General features: G+C 59.3%; 18 protein-coding genes. 16 read left to right on the forward strand and 2 right to left on the reverse strand.

Features of this window, described 5'->3' with window-relative positions; all coding sequences use genetic code 11:
• Positions 1-8: 8 nt before the first annotated feature.
• The 14 genes from E8E68_RS08270 (at position 9) to E8E68_RS08335 (ending at position 14,139) form a co-directional block, all read left to right on the forward strand.
• The gene (locus E8E68_RS08270; protein WP_280340613.1) at positions 9-386 is read left to right on the forward strand and encodes a TIGR03745 family integrating conjugative element membrane protein; all 378 of its coding nucleotides are present in this window, start codon (positions 9-11) and stop codon (positions 384-386) included.
• A gap of 7 nt (positions 387-393) precedes the next feature.
• Positions 394-795 (forward strand): TIGR03750 family conjugal transfer protein, encoded by a 402-nt coding sequence (locus E8E68_RS08275; protein ID WP_280340615.1) that lies wholly within the window; start codon positions 394-396, stop codon positions 793-795.
• Positions 792-1,430: a PFL_4703 family integrating conjugative element protein gene (locus E8E68_RS08280; RefSeq protein ID WP_280340617.1), complete on the forward strand. Its 639-nt coding sequence runs from the start codon at positions 792-794 to the stop codon at positions 1,428-1,430. Before E8E68_RS08275 ends, E8E68_RS08280 begins: the two co-directional genes overlap by 4 nt.
• A complete protein-coding gene (locus E8E68_RS08285; RefSeq protein ID WP_280340619.1) occupies positions 1,430-2,236 on the forward strand; it encodes a TIGR03749 family integrating conjugative element protein in 807 nt (268 codons plus the stop codon). The genes E8E68_RS08280 and E8E68_RS08285 overlap by 1 nt, the downstream gene beginning before the upstream one ends.
• Positions 2,226-3,734, forward strand: a complete 1,509-nt coding sequence (locus tag E8E68_RS08290; protein WP_280340621.1) for a TIGR03752 family integrating conjugative element protein — start codon at positions 2,226-2,228, stop codon at positions 3,732-3,734. Before E8E68_RS08285 ends, E8E68_RS08290 begins: the two co-directional genes overlap by 11 nt.
• The gene (locus tag E8E68_RS08295) at positions 3,697-4,116 is read left to right on the forward strand and encodes a TIGR03751 family conjugal transfer lipoprotein (protein ID WP_013972285.1); all 420 of its coding nucleotides are present in this window, start codon (positions 3,697-3,699) and stop codon (positions 4,114-4,116) included. The genes E8E68_RS08290 and E8E68_RS08295 overlap by 38 nt, the downstream gene beginning before the upstream one ends.
• On the forward strand, positions 4,116-6,857 hold the full coding sequence (locus E8E68_RS08300; protein WP_280340624.1) for a conjugative transfer ATPase: 2,742 nt from the start codon (positions 4,116-4,118) through the stop codon (positions 6,855-6,857). Before E8E68_RS08295 ends, E8E68_RS08300 begins: the two co-directional genes overlap by 1 nt.
• Positions 6,858-7,077: 220 nt before the next feature.
• Positions 7,078-8,049 carry a TIGR03756 family integrating conjugative element protein gene (locus E8E68_RS08305; protein WP_280340626.1) on the forward strand — a complete coding sequence of 324 codons (972 nt, stop codon included), beginning with the start codon at positions 7,078-7,080 and terminating at the stop codon, positions 8,047-8,049.
• Positions 8,049-9,404, forward strand: coding sequence for an integrating conjugative element protein (locus tag E8E68_RS08310; RefSeq protein WP_280340627.1), 1,356 nt, complete (start codon positions 8,049-8,051; stop codon positions 9,402-9,404). The genes E8E68_RS08305 and E8E68_RS08310 overlap by 1 nt, the downstream gene beginning before the upstream one ends.
• Entirely contained in the window at positions 9,401-9,706 is a 306-nt protein-coding gene (locus E8E68_RS08315; RefSeq protein ID WP_159266483.1) for a hypothetical protein, read from the forward strand. Before E8E68_RS08310 ends, E8E68_RS08315 begins: the two co-directional genes overlap by 4 nt.
• A gap of 9 nt (positions 9,707-9,715) precedes the next feature.
• Complete coding sequence (locus E8E68_RS08320; RefSeq protein WP_280340630.1) at positions 9,716-11,254, forward strand: conjugal transfer protein TraG N-terminal domain-containing protein; 1,539 nt, start codon at positions 9,716-9,718, stop codon at positions 11,252-11,254.
• A gap of 814 nt (positions 11,255-12,068) precedes the next feature.
• On the forward strand, positions 12,069-12,434 hold the full coding sequence (locus E8E68_RS08325; RefSeq protein WP_280340632.1) for a DUF3085 domain-containing protein: 366 nt from the start codon (positions 12,069-12,071) through the stop codon (positions 12,432-12,434).
• A 301-nt stretch (positions 12,435-12,735) separates the two neighbouring features.
• Positions 12,736-13,059: a hypothetical protein gene (locus tag E8E68_RS08330; protein WP_159266486.1), complete on the forward strand. Its 324-nt coding sequence runs from the start codon at positions 12,736-12,738 to the stop codon at positions 13,057-13,059.
• Between the two features lie 84 nt (positions 13,060-13,143).
• A complete protein-coding gene (locus E8E68_RS08335; RefSeq protein ID WP_280340634.1) occupies positions 13,144-14,139 on the forward strand; it encodes a zincin-like metallopeptidase domain-containing protein in 996 nt (331 codons plus the stop codon).
• A gap of 86 nt (positions 14,140-14,225) precedes the next feature.
• Here E8E68_RS08335 and E8E68_RS08340 read toward each other — a convergent pair whose 3' ends face one another.
• Both E8E68_RS08340 and E8E68_RS08345 read right to left on the reverse strand, forming a co-directional pair.
• Positions 14,226-14,591: a histone-like nucleoid-structuring protein, MvaT/MvaU family gene (locus tag E8E68_RS08340; RefSeq protein ID WP_013972277.1), complete on the reverse strand. Its 366-nt coding sequence runs from the start codon at positions 14,589-14,591 to the stop codon at positions 14,226-14,228.
• Positions 14,592-14,716: 125 nt separating this feature from the next.
• On the reverse strand, positions 14,717-14,911 hold the full coding sequence (locus E8E68_RS08345) for a hypothetical protein (protein WP_013972276.1): 195 nt from the start codon (positions 14,909-14,911) through the stop codon (positions 14,717-14,719).
• A 221-nt stretch (positions 14,912-15,132) separates the two neighbouring features.
• On the opposite strand from E8E68_RS08345, the gene mobH reads away from it, so the two are divergent.
• Complete coding sequence (gene mobH, locus E8E68_RS08350; protein ID WP_280340637.1) at positions 15,133-16,860, forward strand: MobH family relaxase; 1,728 nt, start codon at positions 15,133-15,135, stop codon at positions 16,858-16,860.
• 395 nt (positions 16,861-17,255) lie between these two features.
• Positions 17,256-23,756 (forward strand): procyclic acidic repetitive family protein, encoded by a 6,501-nt coding sequence (locus tag E8E68_RS08355; protein ID WP_280340639.1) that lies wholly within the window; start codon positions 17,256-17,258, stop codon positions 23,754-23,756.

The raw sequence follows: 23,756 nt of genomic DNA on the forward strand, positions 1-23,756 counted from the left end.
ACCCTGCCATGAAACTCTCCCGTCGCCGCCTCCTTCCGCTGCTCCTGCTGCGGGCTACCTTTGGAAAAGCCCTGTTCGGCGGTTTGGTGCTGCTGAGCTCGACGCTGGCCAGAGCTGATCTGCCCACCATGGAAGCACCGTCCCGCGGCGAAGGCTCGGGGTTGATCGACACCATCAAGAACTACGCCTACGACGGCGGCATTTTGCTCGGTTTGCTGATCGCGACCCTCGCCTTCCTCGGCGTGGCCTGGCATTCACTCACGGTCTACGCCGACGTGCAGAACCAGCGCAAGACCTGGAAGGACCTCGGTGCCGTGGTCGGCGTCGGCGCGCTACTGGTGGTGGTGATCCTGTGGTTCCTCACCAAAGCCGCGACGATTCTGTGAGGTCACCATGTCCGACGCCCCTGCTACCCTCCCCGACGGCACTCTGACCTTCCTGCCGGAACGCCTGAACCGCGATCCAGCCGTCCTTCGCGGCCTCACCAATGACGAGATGTGGGTCGCGCTGATTGTCGGCGCAGTACTGGGTGTTGTCCTCGGTGCGCCGCTGGCGTTGGCCACCGCCTCTATCGCTACCCTCCCCACCTGCATGTTCCTGAGCATGGCACTGGTATTGCTCGCCGGTGGCAAGCTGCTGCGCCAGGCCAAACGCGCCCGCCCCGAGACCTGGTTGTATCGACGCCTGCAGTGGCAGCTGGTGGTGCACTGGGGCATCGGCACTCAATACCTGATCCTGCATTCTGGCCCGTGGACTGTTCGGCGCACTCGCCGGCCTGCGAGGACCACTCCATGAGCCGCTTCCGCAATAAGGTGGATGCGCAGCAGGCGCACATTTTCAGCCTGCGCTTGGCCGTGGCCGTGCTGGTGCTGCTGTGCACCGGACTCTGGTACGGCTGGCAGTCCGCACCTTCCGAACTGACCATTCATGTGCCGCCGGATCTGCGCTCCGGCAGCACGCGCAAATGGTGGGATGTGCCGCCTGAGAACATCTATGCCTTCGCCCTGTATATCTTCGGCCAGCTCAACCGTTGGCCCAGCGATGGCGAGGTCGACTACCACCGCGCCATCTTCGCCCTTCAGCCCTACCTGACACCGGCGTGCAAGACCTTCTTCGACGGCGACTTCGAGTACCGCAAGGCCGCCGGCGAACTGCGCGGTCGCGTGCGCGGTGTGTATGAAGTACTGGGCCGCGGCTACAGCGATGCCCCCGACCTGCGAGTAAAGCAGCTCGATAAGCACAGCTGGCTGGTCAAGCTCGACCTCAATGCTGACGAGTACTACGCAGCCGAGCCGGTGAAGCGCGTCGTCGTGCGTTATCCGCTACGCGTGGTGCGCTTCGACGTCGACCCCGAGCACAACAAATGGGGCCTGGCCCTGGACTGCTACGAAGGCACACCGCAGAAGCTGACGCTGCCTGGAGGTGAGTGATGATGCGTGTCTTGATCCTGATGCTGGTGACGGTGGCCGGGTGGTGTTCAGCTGTTGGTGCCGTCGAGGTAAAGTACTGGGACCGCCTGCCACTGGCCGTACCGCTGAAGGTGGCCCAGGAACGCGTCCTGATACTGGATGAAGATGTCCGCATCGGGCTACCCAGCGCGATCGCCAGCAAGCTGCGCGTGCAGTCGGTGGGTGGGACGGTGTACCTGCGTGCGTCGGAAGTCATCCCCCCTACTCGACTGCAGCTGCAGTCGGTGAAGTCGGGGGACATCATCCTGATCGACATCGAAGCACTCGAGGGCGGTGAGGCGCTGGAACCGGTCAAGATCGTTGCCCAAGCGCAGGTACCGGACGTGGACACCGCGAAGGACACAGCACCTGCTGCGACGCCGGTACCGGTTGTGCTGACTCGCTATGCGGCGCAGAACCTGTATGCGCCCCTGCGCACCGTGGCACCCTTGCCCGGCGTGCGCCGGGTCCCGCTGGGCGATTCCTCTGGCTTCAGCACACTGCTGCCGACCGAACACGTGGCCATCAAGGGGCTCGCCGCCTGGCGGCTGGGTGATTATTGGGTGACGGCGGTGAAGATCGTCAACCGTGGATCGGCCAAGGTCACGCTGGACCCGCGTCACCTGCAGGCCACGCTGTATGCCGCCACCTTCCAGCACGAGTACCTGGGGCACGTCGGCACACCTGAAGACACTACCGTGGTGTACCTCGTCACCCACGGCGGCGACCTGAAGCACGCGCTGCTATTGCCACCGCCTGCACCGGAGGCCGCCGATCATGAAAGCTAACGGCTTGCTGAAATGGTTGGTACCGGCGGTCCTGCTGGGGATTGTGCTGATCATCGGCAAATCCTGGATGGCGGCGCCAGACGCGCAACCTGCCCATGACCCCGAAAATACTGCCCTCAGTCCGGAACAGGCCAAGGCACTCGGCATTGCCGGCGACACACCGCGCGACACCGTGGCCACGCTGATCGGCCAGGTCAAGGCTATGCGCAGCGAGATGCTGTCACTCAAGAAAGGCAATGAGACGCTGCAGACCGAGAACAACCGGCTGCGCACGCGCGAAGGCAATATCGACAGTCGCATTCAAAGCACGCTGAGCAGTGTCACCCAGCAAGTTACCGAGCAGCGCCAGCAGGCCAACGATGCCCGGCAGAAGGCCGAGCAACAGCACCGCGAGACCCAAGGTTTGCTGTCCCGGCTCAAGGACCTACTCACCAACAAGCCGACCGCGAAGTCCGATATACCCGTGGGCTTTGGACTCGAACCTGGTGACGAGCAACAATTCTCCGGAGCACAACTGCCGGCGGATGCGGTGCAGTGGATCGAGCCATCCAATGCACGTGCTGGCCAGGAAGGAGCCAGTAAAACTGAGGGACCGTTGTCGGCGCTGACGTCAAAGTTCAAGGATCTGCATGGCCTGGACAACAACGCGATCGACCGGGGCCAGGACCATCTGCGCGCCGTGGCCAAGGGCGAGCGCGACCTGGAAAACACTGAGGCCCGGACTGAGGGTGCCAAGCCGGTCTACACCATCCCTGAGAACTCGACCCTGATGGGTTCGATTGCCATGACCGCCCTGATTGGCCGCGTGCCGGTGGACGGCACGGTGAACGATCCCTACCCGTTCAAGGTCCTGGTGGGGCCGGACAACCTCACCGCCAACGGCATCGACCTGCCCGACGTGGTCGGTGCAGTCATGAGCGGGACTGCGGCCGGTGACTGGACCTTGTCCTGCGTACGCGGCCAGGTCGAGTCGATCACCTTCGTCTTCAGCGACGGCACCGTTCGCACGGTGCCACAGCCGCAGAAGGTGGTCAGCCGCAACCGCAGCAGTACCCAGACTTCGGACACCGAGAAGATCCGCGGGGGCTTGGGCTACATCTCCGACCCTTACGGCATTCCCTGCATCGCCGGCGAGCGCCGTTCCAACGCCCAACAGTACTTGGGCAGCCAGAGCCTGATCACTGCGGCCGGCGCCGGCTTCGCGGCAGCGCTGGGTAGCGAGCAAACCAACACCTCGTTCATCAACTCGGCCAGCGGCAGTCTGGGGCTGTCGCAGAACAGCGGCAACAGCGCGCTGAACTCGGTCATCAGCGGTGGCATCGGCGACATTCGTGACTGGATCAACAAGCTCTACGGCGAAGCCTTTGCCGCGATCTACGTCCCGCCGGGGGCCAAGGTGGCCTTGCACTTAGATCACGAAATCAGCATCGACTACGAACCCAAAGGCCGGAGAGTGAATCATGAACGCACATCCGTTTCGGTACTGGACCTGGATTAGCCTGCTGCTGTGCCTGCACTTGGCGGGCTGCACCACCAGCAAGGACGAAATGCTGCCCCATGGCGACCACACCATGCTGGACATTTGGAACAGCGGTGGCGCGGTCGGCACGCAGCAGCAGTTGCAGGAGGCTCGCGGCGAACTGCGTCGGCCGGTGCTCGATCCTGAGCGCCTGATCAAGGACCAGAGCGCCTACACCCGCACGGCCGCCAACGAGATTCGCGCTCAGTTCCCGCGCCTGCCAAATCCTGACCTGGTGATGTACGTCTATCCTCACCTGGCCGGCACCCAGCAGGCGCCGGTGCCCGGCTACTCGACCGTGTTCCCGTTGTACGAGAAGGTCCAGTACGCACTACCCGGCGAACGCCTGGACGATCTGTGATGGACGAGGATGCAGATCGCACATCGCAGCGCTGGCAGCCCTGGCGCGCCGCGCAGCGTCGGCGCGCAACGCGTGCGGACGAAGCTACGCAGTATGCGCACAACCCCAGCTTTACCGACCACTTGCCCTGGGTCGAATACCTCGAGGAGGAGCAGTGCTTTCTACTCGACGACAACCGCTCGGTGGGCGCCGTGTTCGAGTTGCAGCCGATCGGCACCGAAGGCCGTGAGCCCGAATGGCTGATGGCGGCGCGCGATGCGTTGGAGGATGCGCTGCAGGACAGCTTTGACGAGCTCGACCAGGCGCCTTGGGTGGTGCAGTTCTTCTGTCAGGACGACAGTGATTTTTCCCCGTACCTGGAGCGCCTGGAACAGTACGTTGCACCACGGGCGACAGGCACCCCCTTCACTGCAGCTTTCCTCACCTCGATGCAACACCACCTCGATGCCATTGCCAAGCCAGGCGGCTTGTTCGACGACCATGTCGTGTCGCACCTGCCCTGGCGCGGCAGCAATCGACGGATTCGGCTGGTGGTCTATCGCTGGCTCGGTGACCAGGCCGACGACGAAGGGCAAAACCCCGCTCAATTGCTGAGAAGGACCTGTGACCGCCTGATGGCCTCGTTGCAGGCCTGCGGGGTCAATCCTCGGCGGCTGACGGGGCAGGATTTCTATGCCTGGTTGCTGCCGTGGTTCAATCCGGCCCCGACTCTCACCGGTGAATCACCAGCGGCGTTCTATCGACGCGTGCCCTACCCGGAGATCGATGACGGCGATGGGCTGTCGCTACCGTTCGACCACGACTTTGCCGAGCGACTGTTCTTTCAGGAGCCACGCTCGGACAGCGAGCAGGGGCTGTGGTATTTCGATCAACAGCCGCACGCGGTGATGGTGGTCGACAAACTGCGCAGGCCACCCCACATCGGCCAGCTGACCGGCGAGACCCGCAAGGGTGAAGCGCTCAACGCTCTGTTTGACCAGTTACCCGAGCAGGCCGTCCTGAGCTTGACCTTGGTCATCACACCTCAGGATGTGCTCGAGGAGCAACTCAACCGCTTAGCGCGCAAAGCCATCGGCGAAAACCTGGCCTCGACCCAGACCCGCCAGGACGTGGAAGAGGCCCGCGCGCTGATTGGCCGCCAGCACAAGCTATACCGCGGCACCTTGGCACTGTACCTGCGTGGCGCCGATGAGCCGCAATTGCGCCAGCGCTCGATCCAGGCCGCCAACGTACTGCTCGGCGCCGGCCTGCAACCGGTGCGTGAGGGCGATGAAGTGGCCGCCTGCAACAGCTACCTGCGCTGGCTGCCGATGGTCTACAACCCCGCTCGTGATAAACGGAACTGGTACACCCGCCTGTTGTTCGCTCAGCATGTCGCCAACCTGTTGCCGCTGTGGGGGCGTAGCATCGGTACCGGCAACCCAGGGATCACCTTCTTCAACCGAGGTGGTGCGCCGCTGTCGTTCGATCCCCTATCCCGCTTCGACCGCTCCATGAATGGTCACCTGCTGTTGTTCGGCCCGACCGGCGCTGGCAAGTCAGCCACCTTGGTCTCGATCCTGATGCAAGTCATGGCGGTGTATCGGCCGCGGCTGTTCATTGTCGAAGCTGGCAACTCCTTCGGCCTGCAGGGCGACTACTTCGCCACCCTCGGCCTGACCGTCAATAAGGTTCAGCTCAAGCCCGGCAGCGGCTTGAGCCTGGCTCCCTTTGCAGATGCCCGGCGGCTGATCGAGCGCCCCGACCAGGTCGCCAGTCTGTCGACCGAAGACCTGGATGAAGACGCTTCGGGCAGTGACGAGCAACGCGATGTGCTGGGCGAACTGGAGATTACCGCTCGCCTGATGATCACCGGGGGCGAAGCCAAGGAAGAGGCCCGCCTCACCCGGGCTGACCGCAGCCTGATTCGCGAGTGCATCCTCGACGCCGCCAGGCACTGTGCGGCCAGCGATCAGCAGGTCATGACGCGCCATGTTCGTGATGCCCTTCGAGTGGTGGCCAGCGACGCCCATCTGCCCGACAAGCGTCGCGAGCGGGCCCAAGAAATGGCCGAGTCCATCGACCTGTTCTGCCAGGGCTTCGAGGGTGCGCTGTTCGACCGACCAGGCACCCCTTGGCCGGAAAGCGATGTCACGATCGTCGACCTCGCCACCTATGCCCGCGAGGGCTATGAAGCGCAGATGTCGATCAGCTACATCAGCCTAATGAACACGGTGAACAACCTTGCTGAACGCGACCAATACCTCGGTCGTCCGATCATCATGGTCACTGACGAAGGTCACATCATCACCAAGAACCCGCTGCTGGCGCCCTTTGTGGTCAAGGGCACCAAGATGTGGCGCAAGCTCGGTGCCAGGTTCTGGCTGGCGACGCAGAACCTGGCCGACTTCCCCGATGCGGCGCAGACCATGCTCAACATGATCGAGTGGTGGATCTGCCTGAACATGCCACCGGCGGAAATCGAAGAGATCGCGCGCTTCAAGAAGCTGACGCCAGCACAAAAGACCCTGCTGCTGTCGGCGAGCAAGGCCTCGGGCAAGTACACCGAGGGCGTGGTCTTGTCGAAGCAGTTGGAGACGCTGTTTCGCGCGGTACCACCAAGCCTGTACCTCGCCCTGGCCATGACCGAGCCCGAGGAAAAGGCTCAACGCTGGCGGTTGATGGAAGCGCATCAGCTGTCCGAGTTGGAGGCCGCGCTTCGGATTGCGACGGAAATCGATCGCCTTCGCGGCATGTCCTGAACCTCGGAACACACGATGCTCTGTGCCCGCTGATCAATAAAAATCGACATGAGTACATTTGTACTCCTGCGGTTATTTTGGACAAACCGCAGCCTCCCCCTGGCGACTGAAGAAACCGAACGTACGAGTCTCGGTTTGTCCGTCCCCCTCCTCAGCCTGATCCGCGATGCTGCAACTCGGCGCATGGATGCACACCGTTGCCCTTTGCCGAGCGCTGCCGATGAACCTGAATGTCCCATGCCGAACGCCACAGCCGAGCAAACCTAGCCGAGGTCGCGCCTTCGTCGCGATCGCGTTGTTCATGGCTGCCGAGCAGTGCCTGGCGCTGACCACCCCCGCGATCATTGCCTCCGTCACATCACTGCAGTGTCTGGAGTACCGCGTCGTCGGGATCTGCTATTGGCTACTGTGTACGCCCTTCGGCTGCACGGTGCGAACCTCGCCCAAGGTAGGTCACTTCATTCCCGAGCTGGTGGTGTCGAGCTATTCCGACACCGGCAGTAACCCGTGGGGCGAGATGTCTGCTTTGTCGGCGCCGACCACCCTGTCGCAAGGCGGCGGCAACCTAATCACGCCCTCGCCGCAGCGCAACAACCTGCCGCGCTTCAAGAATGTCGACGGCATCGGGCACCCCGGCGGCGCGGCCCTGACGGCCCTGGCGCACAGCTTCGGCTATGCGTGTCCCAGCGGGGCGGTACCGCTTGCGCCCTACTACCTCAGCACGCTCGACCCACTGGCCTGGCGCCACGCCATCCCCGAGTCCGTTTACCCGCAGTCGCTGACTCCGGGCATGCGCGAGATCGGTAGCCAGGCCCTCGGCAACATGTGGGGCAACGTCTACCCACGCCAGGGATTCCTGGTACAACCCGATGACTTCAAGGCCGCCGCGGTGATGGCGCAGCGCGCCAGCGACTTCATCACCCGCGTTGGCCAACCACACGTCTATCTGCCGCTGCAACCGATGCCTTCGCCCGGCTATTGGCCGCCGCAGCCGGTGATAGAGAACAACATAAACAACCACCGCTGGCAGTTGCTCGCACCGATGCTGCAAAGCACCTGCGCCATCTTCCCTAGCGCCACCCTCCAGAGTGCCGATGGCGCCTACGCCTGGTCGTTGTGGCGCCCGTACAGGTGCTGCCAACGCATGGGCCAGACCTTTCTGTTCAGCATCGACTTTGATGGAGGCCAGTGATGAACACTCTCTCGTTCGGGTTGGTATGTCTCTTCGTATGCGTTACCGGCAACGCCGCCGAGAGTGGCTACCACTTGGGCGACCAAGCGCAAGTATTGGACGACCGTGTGATGTACACCATCGGTGGCGGATCGGCGGCGGGCGCGCCCTCCTCGCTTTACCGCCCCAGCGGACTCGGCGTCGGCCTGTCCTGGCGGGCGAACATGATGTGCGGAAACATGAACCTCTCCAACACCCTGCAGAACCAGCTCAACGGTGCCACCCAGGGTTTCCAGCAGATCATGGGCAACGTCATCCAGAACGCCACCCAGGCGGTGATGTCACTGCCGGCAATGATCATCCAGCGCGCCAACCCCGGGCTGTACGAGCTACTGAGCAACGGCGTGTTGCAGGGGCGCATCGACTTCGACCGCTCCAAGCTCACCTGCCAGGCGATGGCGGCGAAAATGGCTGACAAGGTGGATCAGGCCGGTTGGGGAGCACTGGCACAGAACCAGGAAATGCAGCACAACCTGGAGCAATCCGACGGTGATGCCGTTACGGCGGTGAAGGACACCGAATCGAACAACGGCAACAACGGTGTCAGTTGGGTCGGCGGGCAAAAGGCCGGTGGCCATGGCCAGGCGCCGATCCGGGTGACCTCAGACGTGGTCAAGGCGGGTTACAACCTGCTGCACAATCGCTCGGTCGAAGACACCTCGGCTGTCGGCTCAAGCTGTCAGAATGGCGCGATCTGCCAGGCCTGGACGAGCCCCGAGGAGGCTGCCGAATGGGCCACTCGAGTGCTCGGCGAAACCGAGGTGGAGACCTGTGACGATTGCGAGACGCTGCGCGTTAGCGCGGGTGCAGGTCTCACGCCACTGATCCAGGAAACCTACACCCAGCACCTCGAGGGCTTGCAGCGCATGTTGTCGGGCACTGAGGAGCCCACGCCAGAGAACCTAGGCAAAGTCTCCAGCCCGTTGCTGCAGGTCTCACGTGGCGTCATCGAGGGCCTGCGCGATGACCCCGACCAGAACCTGCTGGCCCGGCGCCTGGCCAGCGAAACCGCGTTGTCGAGCGTGATCTACAAGGCGATGCTGCTGCAGCGCACGTTGCTGGCCGGTAGCCGTGAGCCCAATGTGGCGTCGGCGCAGCCTGCCACCACCGCCCTCAACAGTAACGTCGAAACGCTGGAGCGCGAGATCCGCCTGCTGCAAACGGAGTTGCAAGTGCGCCAAGCGCTGGCCACCAACACTGCCAGCCTGGTCCTCGATCGCCACGCCGGTGGCGCTGATGCCTCACGCAATATCGACCAGCGCGATCCACGCCCAGACCGCCTGCAGCGAGCGGATCAGGGAACGAGCACGCCATGATGCCGTTTTCTGTGAGGAGCTCGGTCGTTCGGGGCCTGCTGATCCTCGGCGTCGTGATGGTCATGTTGCTGATGGCCTCGATGGCGCTGCAATTGAGCGGCCCCCAGTTGGAATGGATCAAGGAGGCACGGGGGGGTACGCCGTATCTCGCCTACTGGCGAGCCCTACTGTACACCCTGATTTTCGCCGGCTGGACCGCAGCACTCCGCTTGCGGCCAACCTCGGAAGACCAGCAACGGCTCTTGCGTTTGGGTCTGATCGGCTTCAGCTCGATCATCCTGGTCGAACTGTCGCGAGTGTGAGGTGCAGCCATGAACATGAGCACCAACAGCTACCTCGAATACTACCTGTCGCTGCTGGCGTGGATCATCAACAACGGCATCTGGAACACGCTGGCGGACACCGGGCTGTTCGCTGCGCCGTTTGGGGCGATTATCCTGCAGGAGTGGTTATCCGCCCGCCAACAGGGGGCCGACGAGGGCAACAAGGGCTTGCTGTCGATCCCCCGCGTCGAGAACCGGCTGTGGATGAGCTACGTCGTCATCCTGTTTGGTTGCATGCCGTTTTTCCCGCTCAACCTGTCCTCCGTGACCTTCGACGATGCGGCGAGCCAGCGCTGTGGCGTGTCGATGGCCAAGCCCGCCGACACGGCCTGGGGAACCACCTTCAATACCATCGGCGAGAAATCCGCCAACGTGCCGGTGTGGTGGTACCTGGTGCATGCCATGAGCAAGGGCATCACCGCCGCTGCCACAGCGTCGATTCCCTGCGCACCCGACATTCGTGCAATGCGCATGGAGATTGACAGCTCGCGGATCAATGACCAGGTACTACTGCAGGAGGTCGCCGACTTTACTCGCGACTGCTATGGCTTTTCGCGCTCGCGACTATTTACCAACCGCCCCGAGCTGGACGAATCGCAGAGCTACGATGCGTCCTGGATTGGCTCGACTTACCTACTCGACACGCCGGGTTACTACGACACGGATCGCTCGCGCACGCCTCGGGTTGATTGGCCATATAACGAGACGCGAGATACCTCTCTGCCCCAGGTGGACAACGGAGCAGGTTACCCGACCTGCAAGCAATGGTGGAGTGATGCCACAGTCGGCTTGCGCGATCGCCTGGTCGCCAAGGTCGATCCTAATCTGCTCACGCAGTTGCGTGGCTGGCTGACCGGTCGGAGCTCTGCCGAAATCGAAGACGCCACCCTGCGAGAATTGGTGAGCCCGCGCCAGCAGTCATTGAGCATGGCCCCTGGCCAGGTGTTCCAGGACTACGGCAGTAGTGCGCGAGGCGGCTCGTTGACGCAAGGGATCAACAACCTCGCTACCAATACCGGCCTAGCACTGGGCTCCTTCAGCAATTTCCCGGCGATGAATGCGCTACGCGCTGCACTGCCGATGGTGCAGGCCTTTCTGATCATGGGTACGATCATCTGCCTGCCGCTGGTGCTGCTGATCAGCACCTACCAGCTAAAGGCGTTGATGACGATCACATTCGCGCTGTTCACGCTGCACATGCTGACGTTTTGGTGGGAGCTGGCCCGCTGGATCGACTCGAGCATGCTCGACACGCTGTACCACCAGGTCTCTGCCACGGACCAAGCGCTAATGTCATTGCCAACAGCAGGGTTCATGGATGGGACGGTCACTGCACAAGTCATCGAGTATGTGATGGGAGTAATGTTTGTGGTGTTGCCGATGTTTTTCCTCAGCGTAATGAGCTGGGCTGGATACAACGTGGGCAGTGGCGTCCAAACTCTCTTGACGCGCGCAACGGAAGGGGCTCAGGCACAGGCTGAAAAAGGGACATCGCAACTAATGTCGGCAGCCCGCAAATCGAAATGACTGCTTACCTCGGGGTGCCATCGTCATCGTACATTTCTGGATATCTGAGATGATGTCGAGGGTGACTCATTTCATGTATCCGAGGTTGCCTATCAGTACTGATAGGCAGCGCCGCGATGGCCCACAGAGCAACCATTCCGATAGCCAGGATGAATGCGACTGATGCGAAAGCAAGCAAGAGAATCAACTTAACAGTCTGCATACCGAGCCGGCGATACCCAAGCGGCACGCTCGCCAAAATCGCTGAGTGCATAACGCTGGCTTCTAGCTGATTCACCAATCGGCCCGCTCGACCTGCGGCACAAATCAAGTACCTGCCGAATGGAGTACGGCTGGAGTTTGAAGTAGCTTGGGCCGTCATTTTCGTACCTCCGTTTACTTCACCGCACTTGCGGCCAAACCGCTACAGACAGTTTGGATCCAAGCTCTAGCTTACTCCTCTCCCACTGATTTCCATGACCGTTGATCACTTGGTTTACGCTGGTCATCGTCAGTGGCATTGCATGGATTGACGCAGTGCACCCTGCTGAAAAGCACCATTGACGCTATGCCAACTCGCTTGATAAACCAGACATGCAAGCGCTGGAATTCCAGCACCCAGGTGGCCTCAACCTTCAAGGCCACGTCACTCCCGTGACGGTTGTCCCAAGGGCGATTAGCGTTCGGTGGCTCGCCCGGTTACCGCTCCCGCGGTGATGAGCGCTCTTTCACATCGGCCTCACTGAACCCTGCTCCGTTGAAGCTCCTTTTCCACCGTGCTGGGAATTCTTCCCGCATGGGTGGCATTCCTCCGCACTGCCTGGAGGATCTCACCATGTTGCGCTTCACAGGAACTGAACTTCATGCTGTCTTGACCGAAGCGGCCGTCATCGGCTGCCGAGTCATCCTGGTCAAAGACCACGGTGTCTACCTCATGTCCGAGTTCGGCGAAAGCAAACCCGACGGAGGTAGCCGCAAACACATTGCCTACGCCATGGGCTGCAACCCTGACGTCGACGACTTTGACGCCTGGTGGAGTCGCGCACACAGTGAATTCGGTGGCGACGATTTTGCCGAGTACTTCGACCTTGATGATCCCGTTCTGGAAAGCCTACGCGGCACCGGCGGGGCATTGGTGATTGAGGCAACATCCACGCACCTGTACATCGCTGCTGAGATTGCCCTGCCCGGGAAATCCTGACTGCCCTGGAGACACATGCGATGTTCCAGGGAAGCACGAGTTTGTGCCTCTCTGGGATATCGCTCATTTCACTCTCTACGCCCACAGCAGCGAGCCATTCATCTGAAATTTTGGGATGGAAAACCTTCGCTGGAAGCGGCTGGAAACTCGACCTGCTAGCCAGTCTGGATTAGGCATTGACCCCACAAGCAAGCGCGTTTTAATGCCTGGACACGCACAGTTTTCAGTGAGCGTTGTGGCGATGGAACTAACCCGGAATGCTCCTGGAGGCCATCGCAGGATCAGCTCCCGGGAGGCACCAGTGTCCAGAAAAACCCGCTCCTTACCCGCCATTGTCCTGAGCCCAGGGGTATGGCAATTCATCGCCGAGGTTGAAACGGCTACTGACGCAGTTGAGCAATCAGGACAGCGCTTACAAGCCGTACTGGGCATCGCTCTGGCTTCGGTAGATCATCACTTGCGCCAGTCGCTCGAGTTGCTACTCGATCAAGCTTCCCAGCGCAAATCACGCTCCTCGGTGACAGCCTCTCATTTTCAGGTAACTCACATCACGCCAGAAACCGGCCCGGTTTTTCTTCACATCAGGTTGCCACATGAGATCGGTGTGGACATCTCATCGGCCTGAACACCCGCATTACCACTGTCCACTTACCCCACCGGGAACCCTTCCCGGCCGGGCAGCGTTCCCCCTCTTTGACTGGAGAACGTCATGTCCGATATCTACCTGGACGTCACCAACAAGATTGTCAGTGCCCTGAGCCAAGGGGTCATCCCCTGGATCAAACCCTGGACCACTTCTGGCTTAAGTGCTGACGCACCTTTCCCGATCAACGCGATCACCCGGCGCCCCTACGCCGGCATCAACATTCCCCTGCTATGGGCCGAAGCCCGCCTGCGCGGGTACCGCCAGGATCGCTGGCTCACCTACAACCAGGCCCGCAAAGCTGGTGGCCACGTACGCAAGGGCGAGCAATCGACCCTCGCAGTACTGTACAAGCCCATGAGCAAGGAAGCACACGACGAAGACGATCAAGTCGTCCGTGATGAGCAAGGCAACGTCAAGATGGTGCAATTCGCGCTACTGCGGACGCATTGCCTGTTCAACATCGAGCAGACCGAGGGACTACCCATCGAGGAACAGCAGAACGACGAAGGTGAAGATACGATGGCGTTCATCGATCATGCACCTGCCGAGCGACTGTTGGACGCCAGCGGCGCACACATCGAGCATCGGTATGGTGATTCCGCGTTTTATCTACCGATCCGGGATCTCATTCAATTGCCCACCAAGGCCCAGTTCGTGGACGATTATCTACCGATCCGGGATCTCATTCAATTGCCCACCAAGGCCCAGTTCGTGGACGTCGGCAGCTACTACGCGACCGCGCTGCATGAGCTGACGCATTGGTCGGGTCACCACTCCCGCCTCAACCGGGAAGGCATCACGGGCGGTCACGCCTTTGGCTCTGCAGCCTACGCCTTCGAGGAATTGGTCGCGGAGATGGGTGCAGCATTTCTCTGCGCCCTCACCGGCACCCAGGGCGAGCTGCGCCACGAGGAGTACCTGGCGTCCTGGTTGAAGATCCTCAAGGAAGATAAGCGGGCCATCTTCCGCGCCAGCGGTTTGGCGCGAGAGGCATCCGAGTACCTGTTGGCGCTGATGCCGGATCAGGCTACCGAGGCAACGGAACGGCTCACGGCATAACTTTTCACCTTCAATAGAAAGGCCCCAACCGGGGCCTTTGTTTTACCTGCAACGCCAACCATCGGCCGCTGCAATTGAGCAAGTGATTACTGCAGCCAGCTCTCGACGACATCCGAGCCGTGCTCTTGCTTCCACTGCTTGAGGATCTTGTGGTTGCCGCCCTTGGTTTCGACGATCTCGCCGCTGTGCGGATGCTTGTAGCGTTTAACTTCACGCGGCTTGCGCTGAGCGCCGGTGGAGGCGCTGGAAGTGGTCACGCTCACGCCTTTGGACGGGTCAAGAATGGTGATGACCTGGCGCAGGTTCATGCCGTACTGATCCAGCAAGGCCTTGAGTTTTTGTTCGAACTCGATTTCCTGCTTCAGGCCGGAATCGTTTTTCATCGCGTCCAGCTGTTGAAGTTGAGCAGCCAGTTGAGCTTCCAGTGCTTTGAATTCGGCAAGTTTGGACATGTGAAATCTTTCCTAGGGTTGGGGCATGTGAGCCGATATTACCTGATGCACAAGTACTAGCCGAGCGTGAATTGGCTCTTCAGCTAACTTTTCATCCTTCCATGTTCACATATCTATGTGACTAATCAGTCCGGCAAAAACTGGCAAAGGTGGCCCACTAGTTCACGAGGTGCAGCACTGTTGCCGATCTTGAACAACATGTCGCGCTGACTGCGTGGCAGCTGTTTCGCACAGCGCTTGGCTGCTGATCGAATGGCAGCATCGGTCCCATGAATCCGGTCGGCCAGTAGCACGATTAAAATGGCATCGTTCAACGTCATCAGGCTACCTTCCCCCAAATAGTGCCGAACAGTCTACCTCCCGAAAAAAGGACAGGCCATTCCCGCACCACACGTAACCCGATGCGCCAAGCTTCGAATTTACGCGTTCGCGAAAAGGGCCTAGAGGGTAAAGGATAACGGCAGCAATGGAAGGGGGCACAAGGGTAAGAGCTCTATCCGAAAAGGCAAAAGGACCTTCTGAATGCAAAGCAGGTAATGCGATGAAGCGCTGGTGGTTCAAACATCAAAAAGGCAATGCCGCGGAGCCCACGCTTGCTGCAGCGCCCGAGGGGTTTCTCCTCCCGCTCCCCGCTGAATCCCTGCTCTGTGCCGACCACCGGAAAAAGCTGCTGGAGCGCATCTGGCAATACACAGCGCTCTCCGAGCCGCAGTTCAATCAGCTCTACCTTGACCCGATCCGCCGCTACGCCGCCTATGTACAGCAACTCCCTGCCAGCGAAAGTCACCACCATGCCTACCCGGGCGGCATGCTCGACCATGGACTAGAGCTGATGGCCTGCAGCCTGAAGTTGCGCCAATCGTACCTGCTACCCAGCGGCGCCGCGCCAGAAGACCAGGCCGCGCAGGCCGACGCCTGGAGCGCGGCGATTGCCTACGGCGCCCTGCTCCATGACATTGGCAAGATTGCCGTCGACCTGCAGGTGGAGTATCAGAATGGTGAGGTATGGCACCCGTGGCACGGTCCTCTGGCCCAGCCCTATCGTTTTCGCTACCTGGCCGGCCGCGACTACAAGCTGCACAGCGCCGCCACGGGGCTGCTGTACACACGGATTTTGACGCCTCTCCAGCTCGACTGGCTCAGCAGCTATCCACTCCTGTGGGGCCACCTACTGTTTCTGCTGGCCAACCACTACGAGAATGCCGGTACCCTCGGGGAACTGGTGCTGCAAGCGGACCGGGTCTCCACCGCGCAGAACATCGGCGCCAACCCCACTAAGGCCCTGCTGGCACCTAAACACTCGTTGCAGCATCACCTGCTCACGGGCCTGCGTCACCTGGTTAAAAACGAGTTCAAATTCAACCAGCCCGGTGCAGCCGGTTGGCTCACCGAAGACCATCTGTGGTTGGTCAGTAAAACCGCCACCGACAAACTGCGCGCCTACCTGCTGGCTCAGACCGTGGATGGCATCCCCTCCTCCAACATCGCCTTGTTCGATGAACTGCAGTCGCATGGATTGGTGGATGCGACACCTGAGGGCAAAGCGGTATGGAATGCCAACGTAACAGACGATGACTGGCAACATCGCTTTACTTTTCTCCGCCTGCAACCGAGCCTGATCTGGGCCGATGCCCCCCGGCCAGACTACTTTAAAGGAACGGTTGAACCGATGATGAAACATCCTCTGCCGGCCGGTGAAACCTACGAGTCGACTTTGGATCGATCGCAACCAACGCCGGAAAAAAACCAGCCCGTATCCGAGCACCAGAACCAGGATTTTGACTATCTCGACGATTTGATGGACATGTTGCAAGAACCAAGCGAGGTCGAAATTGGACCAAGCGCGGGAAGCCTGCAATCCACCACTGCGTCACCCAAGGATCCCGAGGGGCTGGCCTTCCTCGAATGGCTCCGCGAAGGAGTTCTCAAACATCGCTTAGTGATCAACGACAGCAAGGCCAAGGTCCATACCGTAGAAGGCACTTTTTTCCTAGTCACCCCAGGCATTTTCCAACGCTACGCCGCCGAACACCCCGAGTCAGCCGAAGCAGACTCTCAAAGCGACGCCTGGCGACGAATCCAACATCACTTTGAAAAGCTAGATGCTCATCTGAGAAAGCCTAATAGGCAGAACATTTGGACTTGCACTGTACGAGGCCCGCGGAAAACCACATCCCTCAACGGCTACATCCTGCGTGACGTGAATCTCCTTGGTCTGCCGCCTCCTCCAGATAACCCGTTCCTTTCTCTGCGACCTCCGATGCCCTGAGGATCTTCGTTTGTTGTCCCCCGAGCGACTGAGATCTGACGCGGTACATCGGCCAAGTGAGGTTGCCCACCGAGGTGGCTTTCCTTGAGCGCCTTTGGGGAAAAATATGGGCGTCATACCGATGCTGTAGCGTTTGGCCATAACACGCATTGCCGATAAATGCTCCCCTCCTGACACGCAATTTTACAACTCCATGACCTCACTATCACTTCGCACTCCTACGTGACGACAGACGTGTCTAGCAGACCGCTCGCCCTTGTAGTAGCTTTCAGCCATTACGCTCGGTATCTATTTCGTAATCGACTTATTCAGGTTGTTTGCACTGTTCCGCGCCAAGAGGTGATCTCAATGCGCCGAGCAGGCAAGCCATCACCCTCATCTGATATGGACATCAAATGCCAAATCTGATTTGTACTACTGAAGTTGAATTGACTCTCGTTGATCAGTTTTCTGCCCAGGGCATCGGGTTTCCAGATCAAACCATGCTCAATTCTGACGGTAAACCCGATCCGTCCGTGCTGGACAAGATGCTTGGCATGTCACGGCACCTTCGCCGAAAGGAGCAAGCGAAAGCGAAACCAGGTGCACGGGTGATGGACTTTCAAAAGACCTCCAGCGGGCGCCTGAAGCTCTTGGTGAAAGACCTCTACAACGCCCAGCAGCGTTTGCTCAACAAGACTAAGAAAATCGACGGTTACCGAAGCTGGGAACGGGTCATTTTTAACGACATCGATCCAGCCTGGTACGATCCAGCAGGCAAAGTATCCCAGCGCTTCGATCAGTTTGATCCAGAAGACCAGGATACGCTGGACACCATGCTCCACCACCGACTCGATTGGGTCGAGAAGGGTAAGAGCTGGGATGTCGATTTACGAGAATTCATCAGGGGTCGTACATACCTGAAGCAGTTGGGCGGCATAGTGGGAATCCTGCTGGATCAACTGGCCAACTGGGATGAGTTGAGCAGTGATCAGAGACAAGCACTCGCTGACGGCGCGTATGCCGTGGCCACTCCCTTTGGTAACGAACTCCTTGGCGTTTTCGTGACGCGCCAACCGGATCTCATGAAGCACTACACCACCCTGTTGGCTGACGAAAGAAAAGCCAGGCAGGAAGGCGTGATGGTTTCGGAAGATGAAGCAGATCAAGCCGAATGCACCATCGAGCCATCGTTGGCATCTGCAACTTCGTCCGCCCCACTCTCCCTGTACGACCTCTACGCCGAACTGTTCCAGCTAGCCCAGCAGGCTAAAACTGATGCCGGCAATCTCCGTTACGCCGAGCAGATTGAGTCTCTGATCACCTCAAACCTTCCTCGCCTAAGGGAGGAGTACTCGCTCTCAGAGGACACCATTCGCAAGATTTTGGGTGAGTGCATCGACGTCCTGATCCAAATAGGTCGCGAGCTGTCACTGCAAGACTTCGAGGATGACGAATTCTTGTCGGCCTTCAAAGCGGCCTGGTTGGAGTACTTCAACGAACGTCTGAAGGATGAGGTGCCTGAATCCTTCCTGGCTGATTTGACCGAAGAGAAAGAGACAGACTCGGTTGAGATCAAGGCTCGCCTCGCAGAGACAGAAGCGCTCTGTGCTCAAATCGAGAGCGACCTGACAGACTTTACAGAGAAACTCAAGACTGCCAATTTCCGCGAGAAAGGCGATCTGCGCAGCAAGATCACCGAGGCAGAAGAGTATCGTGCCAAGAACAACAGGCAGCATCAAGAAGTGGAACAGGAGGGCTTGGATCTGCTGTTGCCGCCTGGTTACCAGCTCGAAATGCTTTCAGCAGACGACGAAGAATTTGCACTGACATCGCAGGCCTTCCACCCCTCAGCCAAGGTGGCTCTCAAGGCATGGTCAAACTCACTGTCGGATGGCCGGGTAAATGATCCCATCCTCGATCATTCCGATACAGAAAGCGCAGCCCTTGTTGATGAGCAACCTGAGATTGCACCAACGGAACAGACTGCGGATGAAGTGACCCCAGATGACCCAGCGTCTGGTGTCTCTGACGAGCCACAACAGTCTGCTGCACCTGAACCTGCTCCCGAGCCGATAGATGAGCCTGAGATCGTTGTAGCGGACGAGCCCGCGCTTCCCCCTGTTGCCGACATTGAGGAGCCAACCACGACCACAGGTGCGGCTGACAACTCTGCAGACGATGACATCGCGCAGGAGCAAACATCACCCGAACCGGTGGAAGACGAAGTCAACGTCTCTCATTTCTTCAATAATCCACAGGAAGCCCGCGAGCGGCTTGAGCATTGCCAGCAGACCATGGATGTTATCCCCGCCATTGCGGTGGAAAACATTGCAATGCTGTGGCTCAAGCGTGGGGAGCTCCCACTGGCCAGTAAGACCCTTGAGATCGCCGGTCGAATGGGCGTTGCGGGTGATCTGCTGTCGCTACCATTGGTTCAGGCGGCCTACCACGGCATGCATGTCTGGCGTGGTGATTCCGCAACCGTCACCCGGGTTCAGCAGAACCTGCACCAACTGTCCTCTGAGATCATCGAGAGCTGGATCTACCGACGTCCAGGCGGTCGGGTTGTCCCTTATCTAGTCTTCGCCGCCACGCTTCAGCCGACGTTGTTCTTTGGCATGATGACGAACGCACCGCGCCTACTCTCCTCGGTCATCAGCAACTTCGATGGCCCAGTCGCCAGACTGATCGAGGAAGTGGTCAGCTTCTCCAGCCACAATACTCGCATGGATATAGATACCTTGCGGGAGCAACCAACCAGGAACGACAAAGAAGCGCGCGAAAGACTTGCGGCTCGCCTCGTTGAATGGCAAGACCGCATTCTTAACAAGCAGACTGGCTGGGCCCCGGCACGTAAGGCGATGAAGGAGTGCCTGGCACGTGAGGACTTTACCCTCGCGTATGAGAGCATCACCAAAGATGATCCTTCGCGGATAGATGAGGTGCGTGCGTTTGCCGATCAGTATCGAGACAAGGATGAGCAGTCTCGGTTGATGACGGCTGAAATCCTCAAGATGATGAACGAAAGCAACGCCGCTTCGCAGATCGAAGGCAATGCCAAAAACTGGTTCCTGCGCTCAATCGACGAGATCGTAGACGTTGCCGACCGCTGGGTCGAAAGCCACAGTCTGTTAGGCCAGCGCACCAGTGAAGTCAGTAAGTTCGCTCCGCGCTTCCTCACGATGCTCACGACGGCTTGTGCGCACCTGGAGCAACGCTTCCAGAAGACCGAAGACCCTGAGCAGCAAGCCGGATTGCTGCTTGCCATCAGTGTGCTGCGACGCATCAACAGTGTGGCAGAACGTCACGAGGATTCGATCTGGGAGATCCCTCGACTCAATGGTTGGCTTCAGTGGCCATCGGAATGGCTGGCCGCCTCGACAGATGATGATGCTCATCACCAACTGGCGCACCTGACCCACCTGCTTGAAAACGGCATGAGCGATCTGGATCTCGCCGACCAAGCGCTGGATCGAAAGAACTTCCGACACGCCCTGCTTCTGACGCTCAACCATGAAGATGTCTACAAGGGCTCGATGACGGAGAACATCGAAGCAATCAAGCGCCTGTTTTCGGAAGAGGTTCGCCAGTGCAACCTGCGGAGCGACCAGATGAGGGGGCTGTTGGACAATGCCAACATCGCTTCACTGATCGACGATGAGCGCCACTATCAACTGCGCGGTGAACTAGAGCACCTTCAAGATCAGCTCAAGAGCCTCAGAGCGCTGGATGACCTGGGCGAGATTCACCGCAGCCTGGACGCCCTTGAGTCGAGCATCGTGACCAAGTTCACGGCCAAGAAGCAGGAACTTGAAGCCTCCCTGGATGCACTGGTCAACCAGGCCTTGGTCGAGCGCGGAACGGAGTGGGTACCTACAACGTGGCAGGAGCAGATCCGATCAGCACTCAACTCGCACGACACGACTGTCGCCGAGGAGATGCTTGAGCACCTCAAGCACTCACTGGAAAAAGGCGAGGCACTGCATAGCGACACCGATTCCGGCACTGAACTGCTCAAACGATTCCTTTTGCTCGAACCTCAGCTCCACGCGATGCTGAGTCAGCATCGCAACCCGCGTGAGGTGATCCGTCACCTTTCAAGCGCGAACGTGAACGGCTTGTCTTTGGACGCCTTGCCTTCCTGCTTCAAGCTGGCAATCGAGGATCTGATCAGCCTACGTCGTCGCGTCAAAACGTTGGACAAAGCGACCTACGATGAGCTTGTGCGCATCCTGCATGCGTTGGGGCTTGAGGCCACCACGCCCGCCTTTAGCAGTGCGATCTCGCAGCGCACAACCTTCTCTTCGAGAAGCCACATTACCCACCTGACCCTGAACGTGAAGCGACGCGATACAGGACGTGGGATCGTGTTCTTCAGCCAGAAATCGGAAGAGCAAGCTATCAACATCTTGCTCGCCAACGGCGAGTGGACGATCGGCGAGCTTCGCACGCTGCTGACCGAGCAGACTCAGTTCCTGCACGACCGGACGGTGCTGATTTCGGCGAAGGAGCTTTCGAACGAAGAGCGTAATGAACTCGCCAAGTTCTCAAAACAGAACAAGCATGCGCTGCTCCATGTTGACCCTGTTCTGATGACGATGCTCGCCGGCCTTGGTGTTTCCGACCACCAGCGGCTCAAGACCTTCTTGCAGCTCAGCCTGCCTTGGACGTTCAGCAACCCGTACACCGGCAACCAGATGCAGCCGGCACCACCGGAGATGCGTTATGGTCGCCAAAACGACATCAAGTCGCTTACCACCATGCGCAATGGCGCCGCCATGATTTTTGGTGGACGCCAGCTGGGTAAGACAACGCTGCTCAATGAAACACAGCGCTGGTTCCACAACCCTGAACAGCGTCACCATGCTTTCTTGTACCAGATGGATGGAGACCTAGATCGCGCCAACCTCTCCGGTAATGAGCTGGAAAAACACCGGAACCGTGTCTGGCAGATGATCTACCACTCTGCAGTGACCAGTGGCCTGATCAAGAACTCGTATCCCTCTGACGCTGACGGCATGGTCGATGAGCTGCGGGATTACTTCTCCAAGGACAACCCCGACGCACTCATGGTTTGTCTCGACGAGATCGACCCGATCCTGGGGCTCGATGCTGCCAACGGATTCCGGATTTTCCGTGAGCTCAGCGGCCTGGTTAACAACAGCAACGGTCGATTCAAGGTCGTCATCGCGGGCCTGGAAAACGTGCGCCGGTTCGCTGACGCCCCGAACTACCCGCTGCACCAGCTCGGCAGCGCTATCCAGGTATCGATCATGAGTCCTGCCGAGGCGCTTCAGCTCATTCGCGAGCCACTGGGGCATTTGGGCTACGAGTTCGAAAATCCTTTACTCATGAACAGGATTCTTGTCGAGACAAACCGCCATCCCGGCCTGATCCACATTGTCTGTCATGAACTGATTCAGACCCTGAACGCGAGGCACAAGGGCCGCGTTGGCTCGGTCATGATCACCGCTGATGACATTGAACAGATCCGCAAAGATCCGAACATTCGACAGCTCATCTGCGACCGATTCGACATTACGCTGAACCTTGACCTGCGCTACAAGCTGATCGCCTATAGCCTGATCTCGCAAAGCACCAGTAGCTTCTCTCCCAGCCGCGCAAAACTTATTGTTCAAGAGTGGGCTCCACACATCTTCGAGCCGATGACCGATGCGCAGTTTGAGGCGTTCCTGGATGAACTGTGCGGCCTTGGCGTACTGCAGTACATGCGACGTACCGAGGGAGGCAAGGAGTATGCGCTGCGCAACGCCAACATCATGAACCTGGTTGGTGGCCAGCAGAACATTGAAGACAAGCTGCTGGTTGCTGTGGATGCGATCAATGAGAACGATCCATTGTCCGCCCATGCCTACCCGATTAACGCACCACGCCCCTCCCCGCTCACGCTGCGAGACGAGAAACTGCTCATCAGCGAAGAGGTGCGCGAAAAGCCTACGTTTGGCGCTATTGAGGCACGCTCGTCGAACTACTCCGTGGGCATCATCACCGGATCGGAGGCCTTGGGGCTGGATCCTCACTGGATGCTTGAGTCTCTCTTGGCGATCGGGGAAGAAGAGCCTGCTCTGACTACCAACCAGAATTCTGGTCGCTACGTCCCAGCCCATAAGAAAGACACCGATCTCGGCTCCGCCAGCGAGTTCAAGAAGCAACTGGTCGAAAGCGTCATCGGTGTTCAGGCGCTTCGCAAGAACATCATGTTCTTTGTAGAGATCACCGGCGAGCAGCCGATCAGCATGATGTTGGATCTGCTGGACGTAGCGCACGAAGCGCGATTGAGCACCAATGCCAAGCGCAACCGTGTACGTGTCATCTTCCTGATGTCGCCACGCGCCCTGTGGCAGTGGGAGTCGAACCCTCAGCTTACCCAGGGTCGGGAGACCATGCAGCCTTTCATTGCCCTGGATATCTGGAAGAAGACCGCACTGGCTCATCTGCTGAACAAGCTCAACCTTGAGAATACCTCCACGTCGACTAATACCCTGGAAAGCTACAGCCAGGGCTGGTACTTCTCTCTGGATAGGCTGCTGGCTGCCAAGAAGAAGAAGCAAGATGTGGTCAAGGTGAGCGGCTTCGGTGCGGCCTATACCTCGGTACTCAGTGCCAAGCCAAAGAGCATGGAGGAATTCCTCGGCAAAACCGGCGTAACCGCAGTGAGCTGGGGGCGGCATGTGCTGAGCGCGCTCTGTGAGCAGGAACGCTTTGATGAAGAGGATATTGAGCTGCAACTAATGGACGACTATGGGGATGTCGATCCACAGCAAGCGCTTCGCTGGCTGACCCGTCTGCGCCTGATTGAGCCTTGCCGCGTTCAGAAAAAGAACTTCTACCGCATCCCTCAGAGCATCAAGGCCGCCCTGCTCATCAATACCCCTCATGAAGCCAAGGCCTGA

The sequence above is a fragment of the Pseudomonas sp. BN607 genome (assembly GCF_029871175.1).
Classification (GTDB): domain Bacteria; phylum Pseudomonadota; class Gammaproteobacteria; order Pseudomonadales; family Pseudomonadaceae; genus Aquipseudomonas.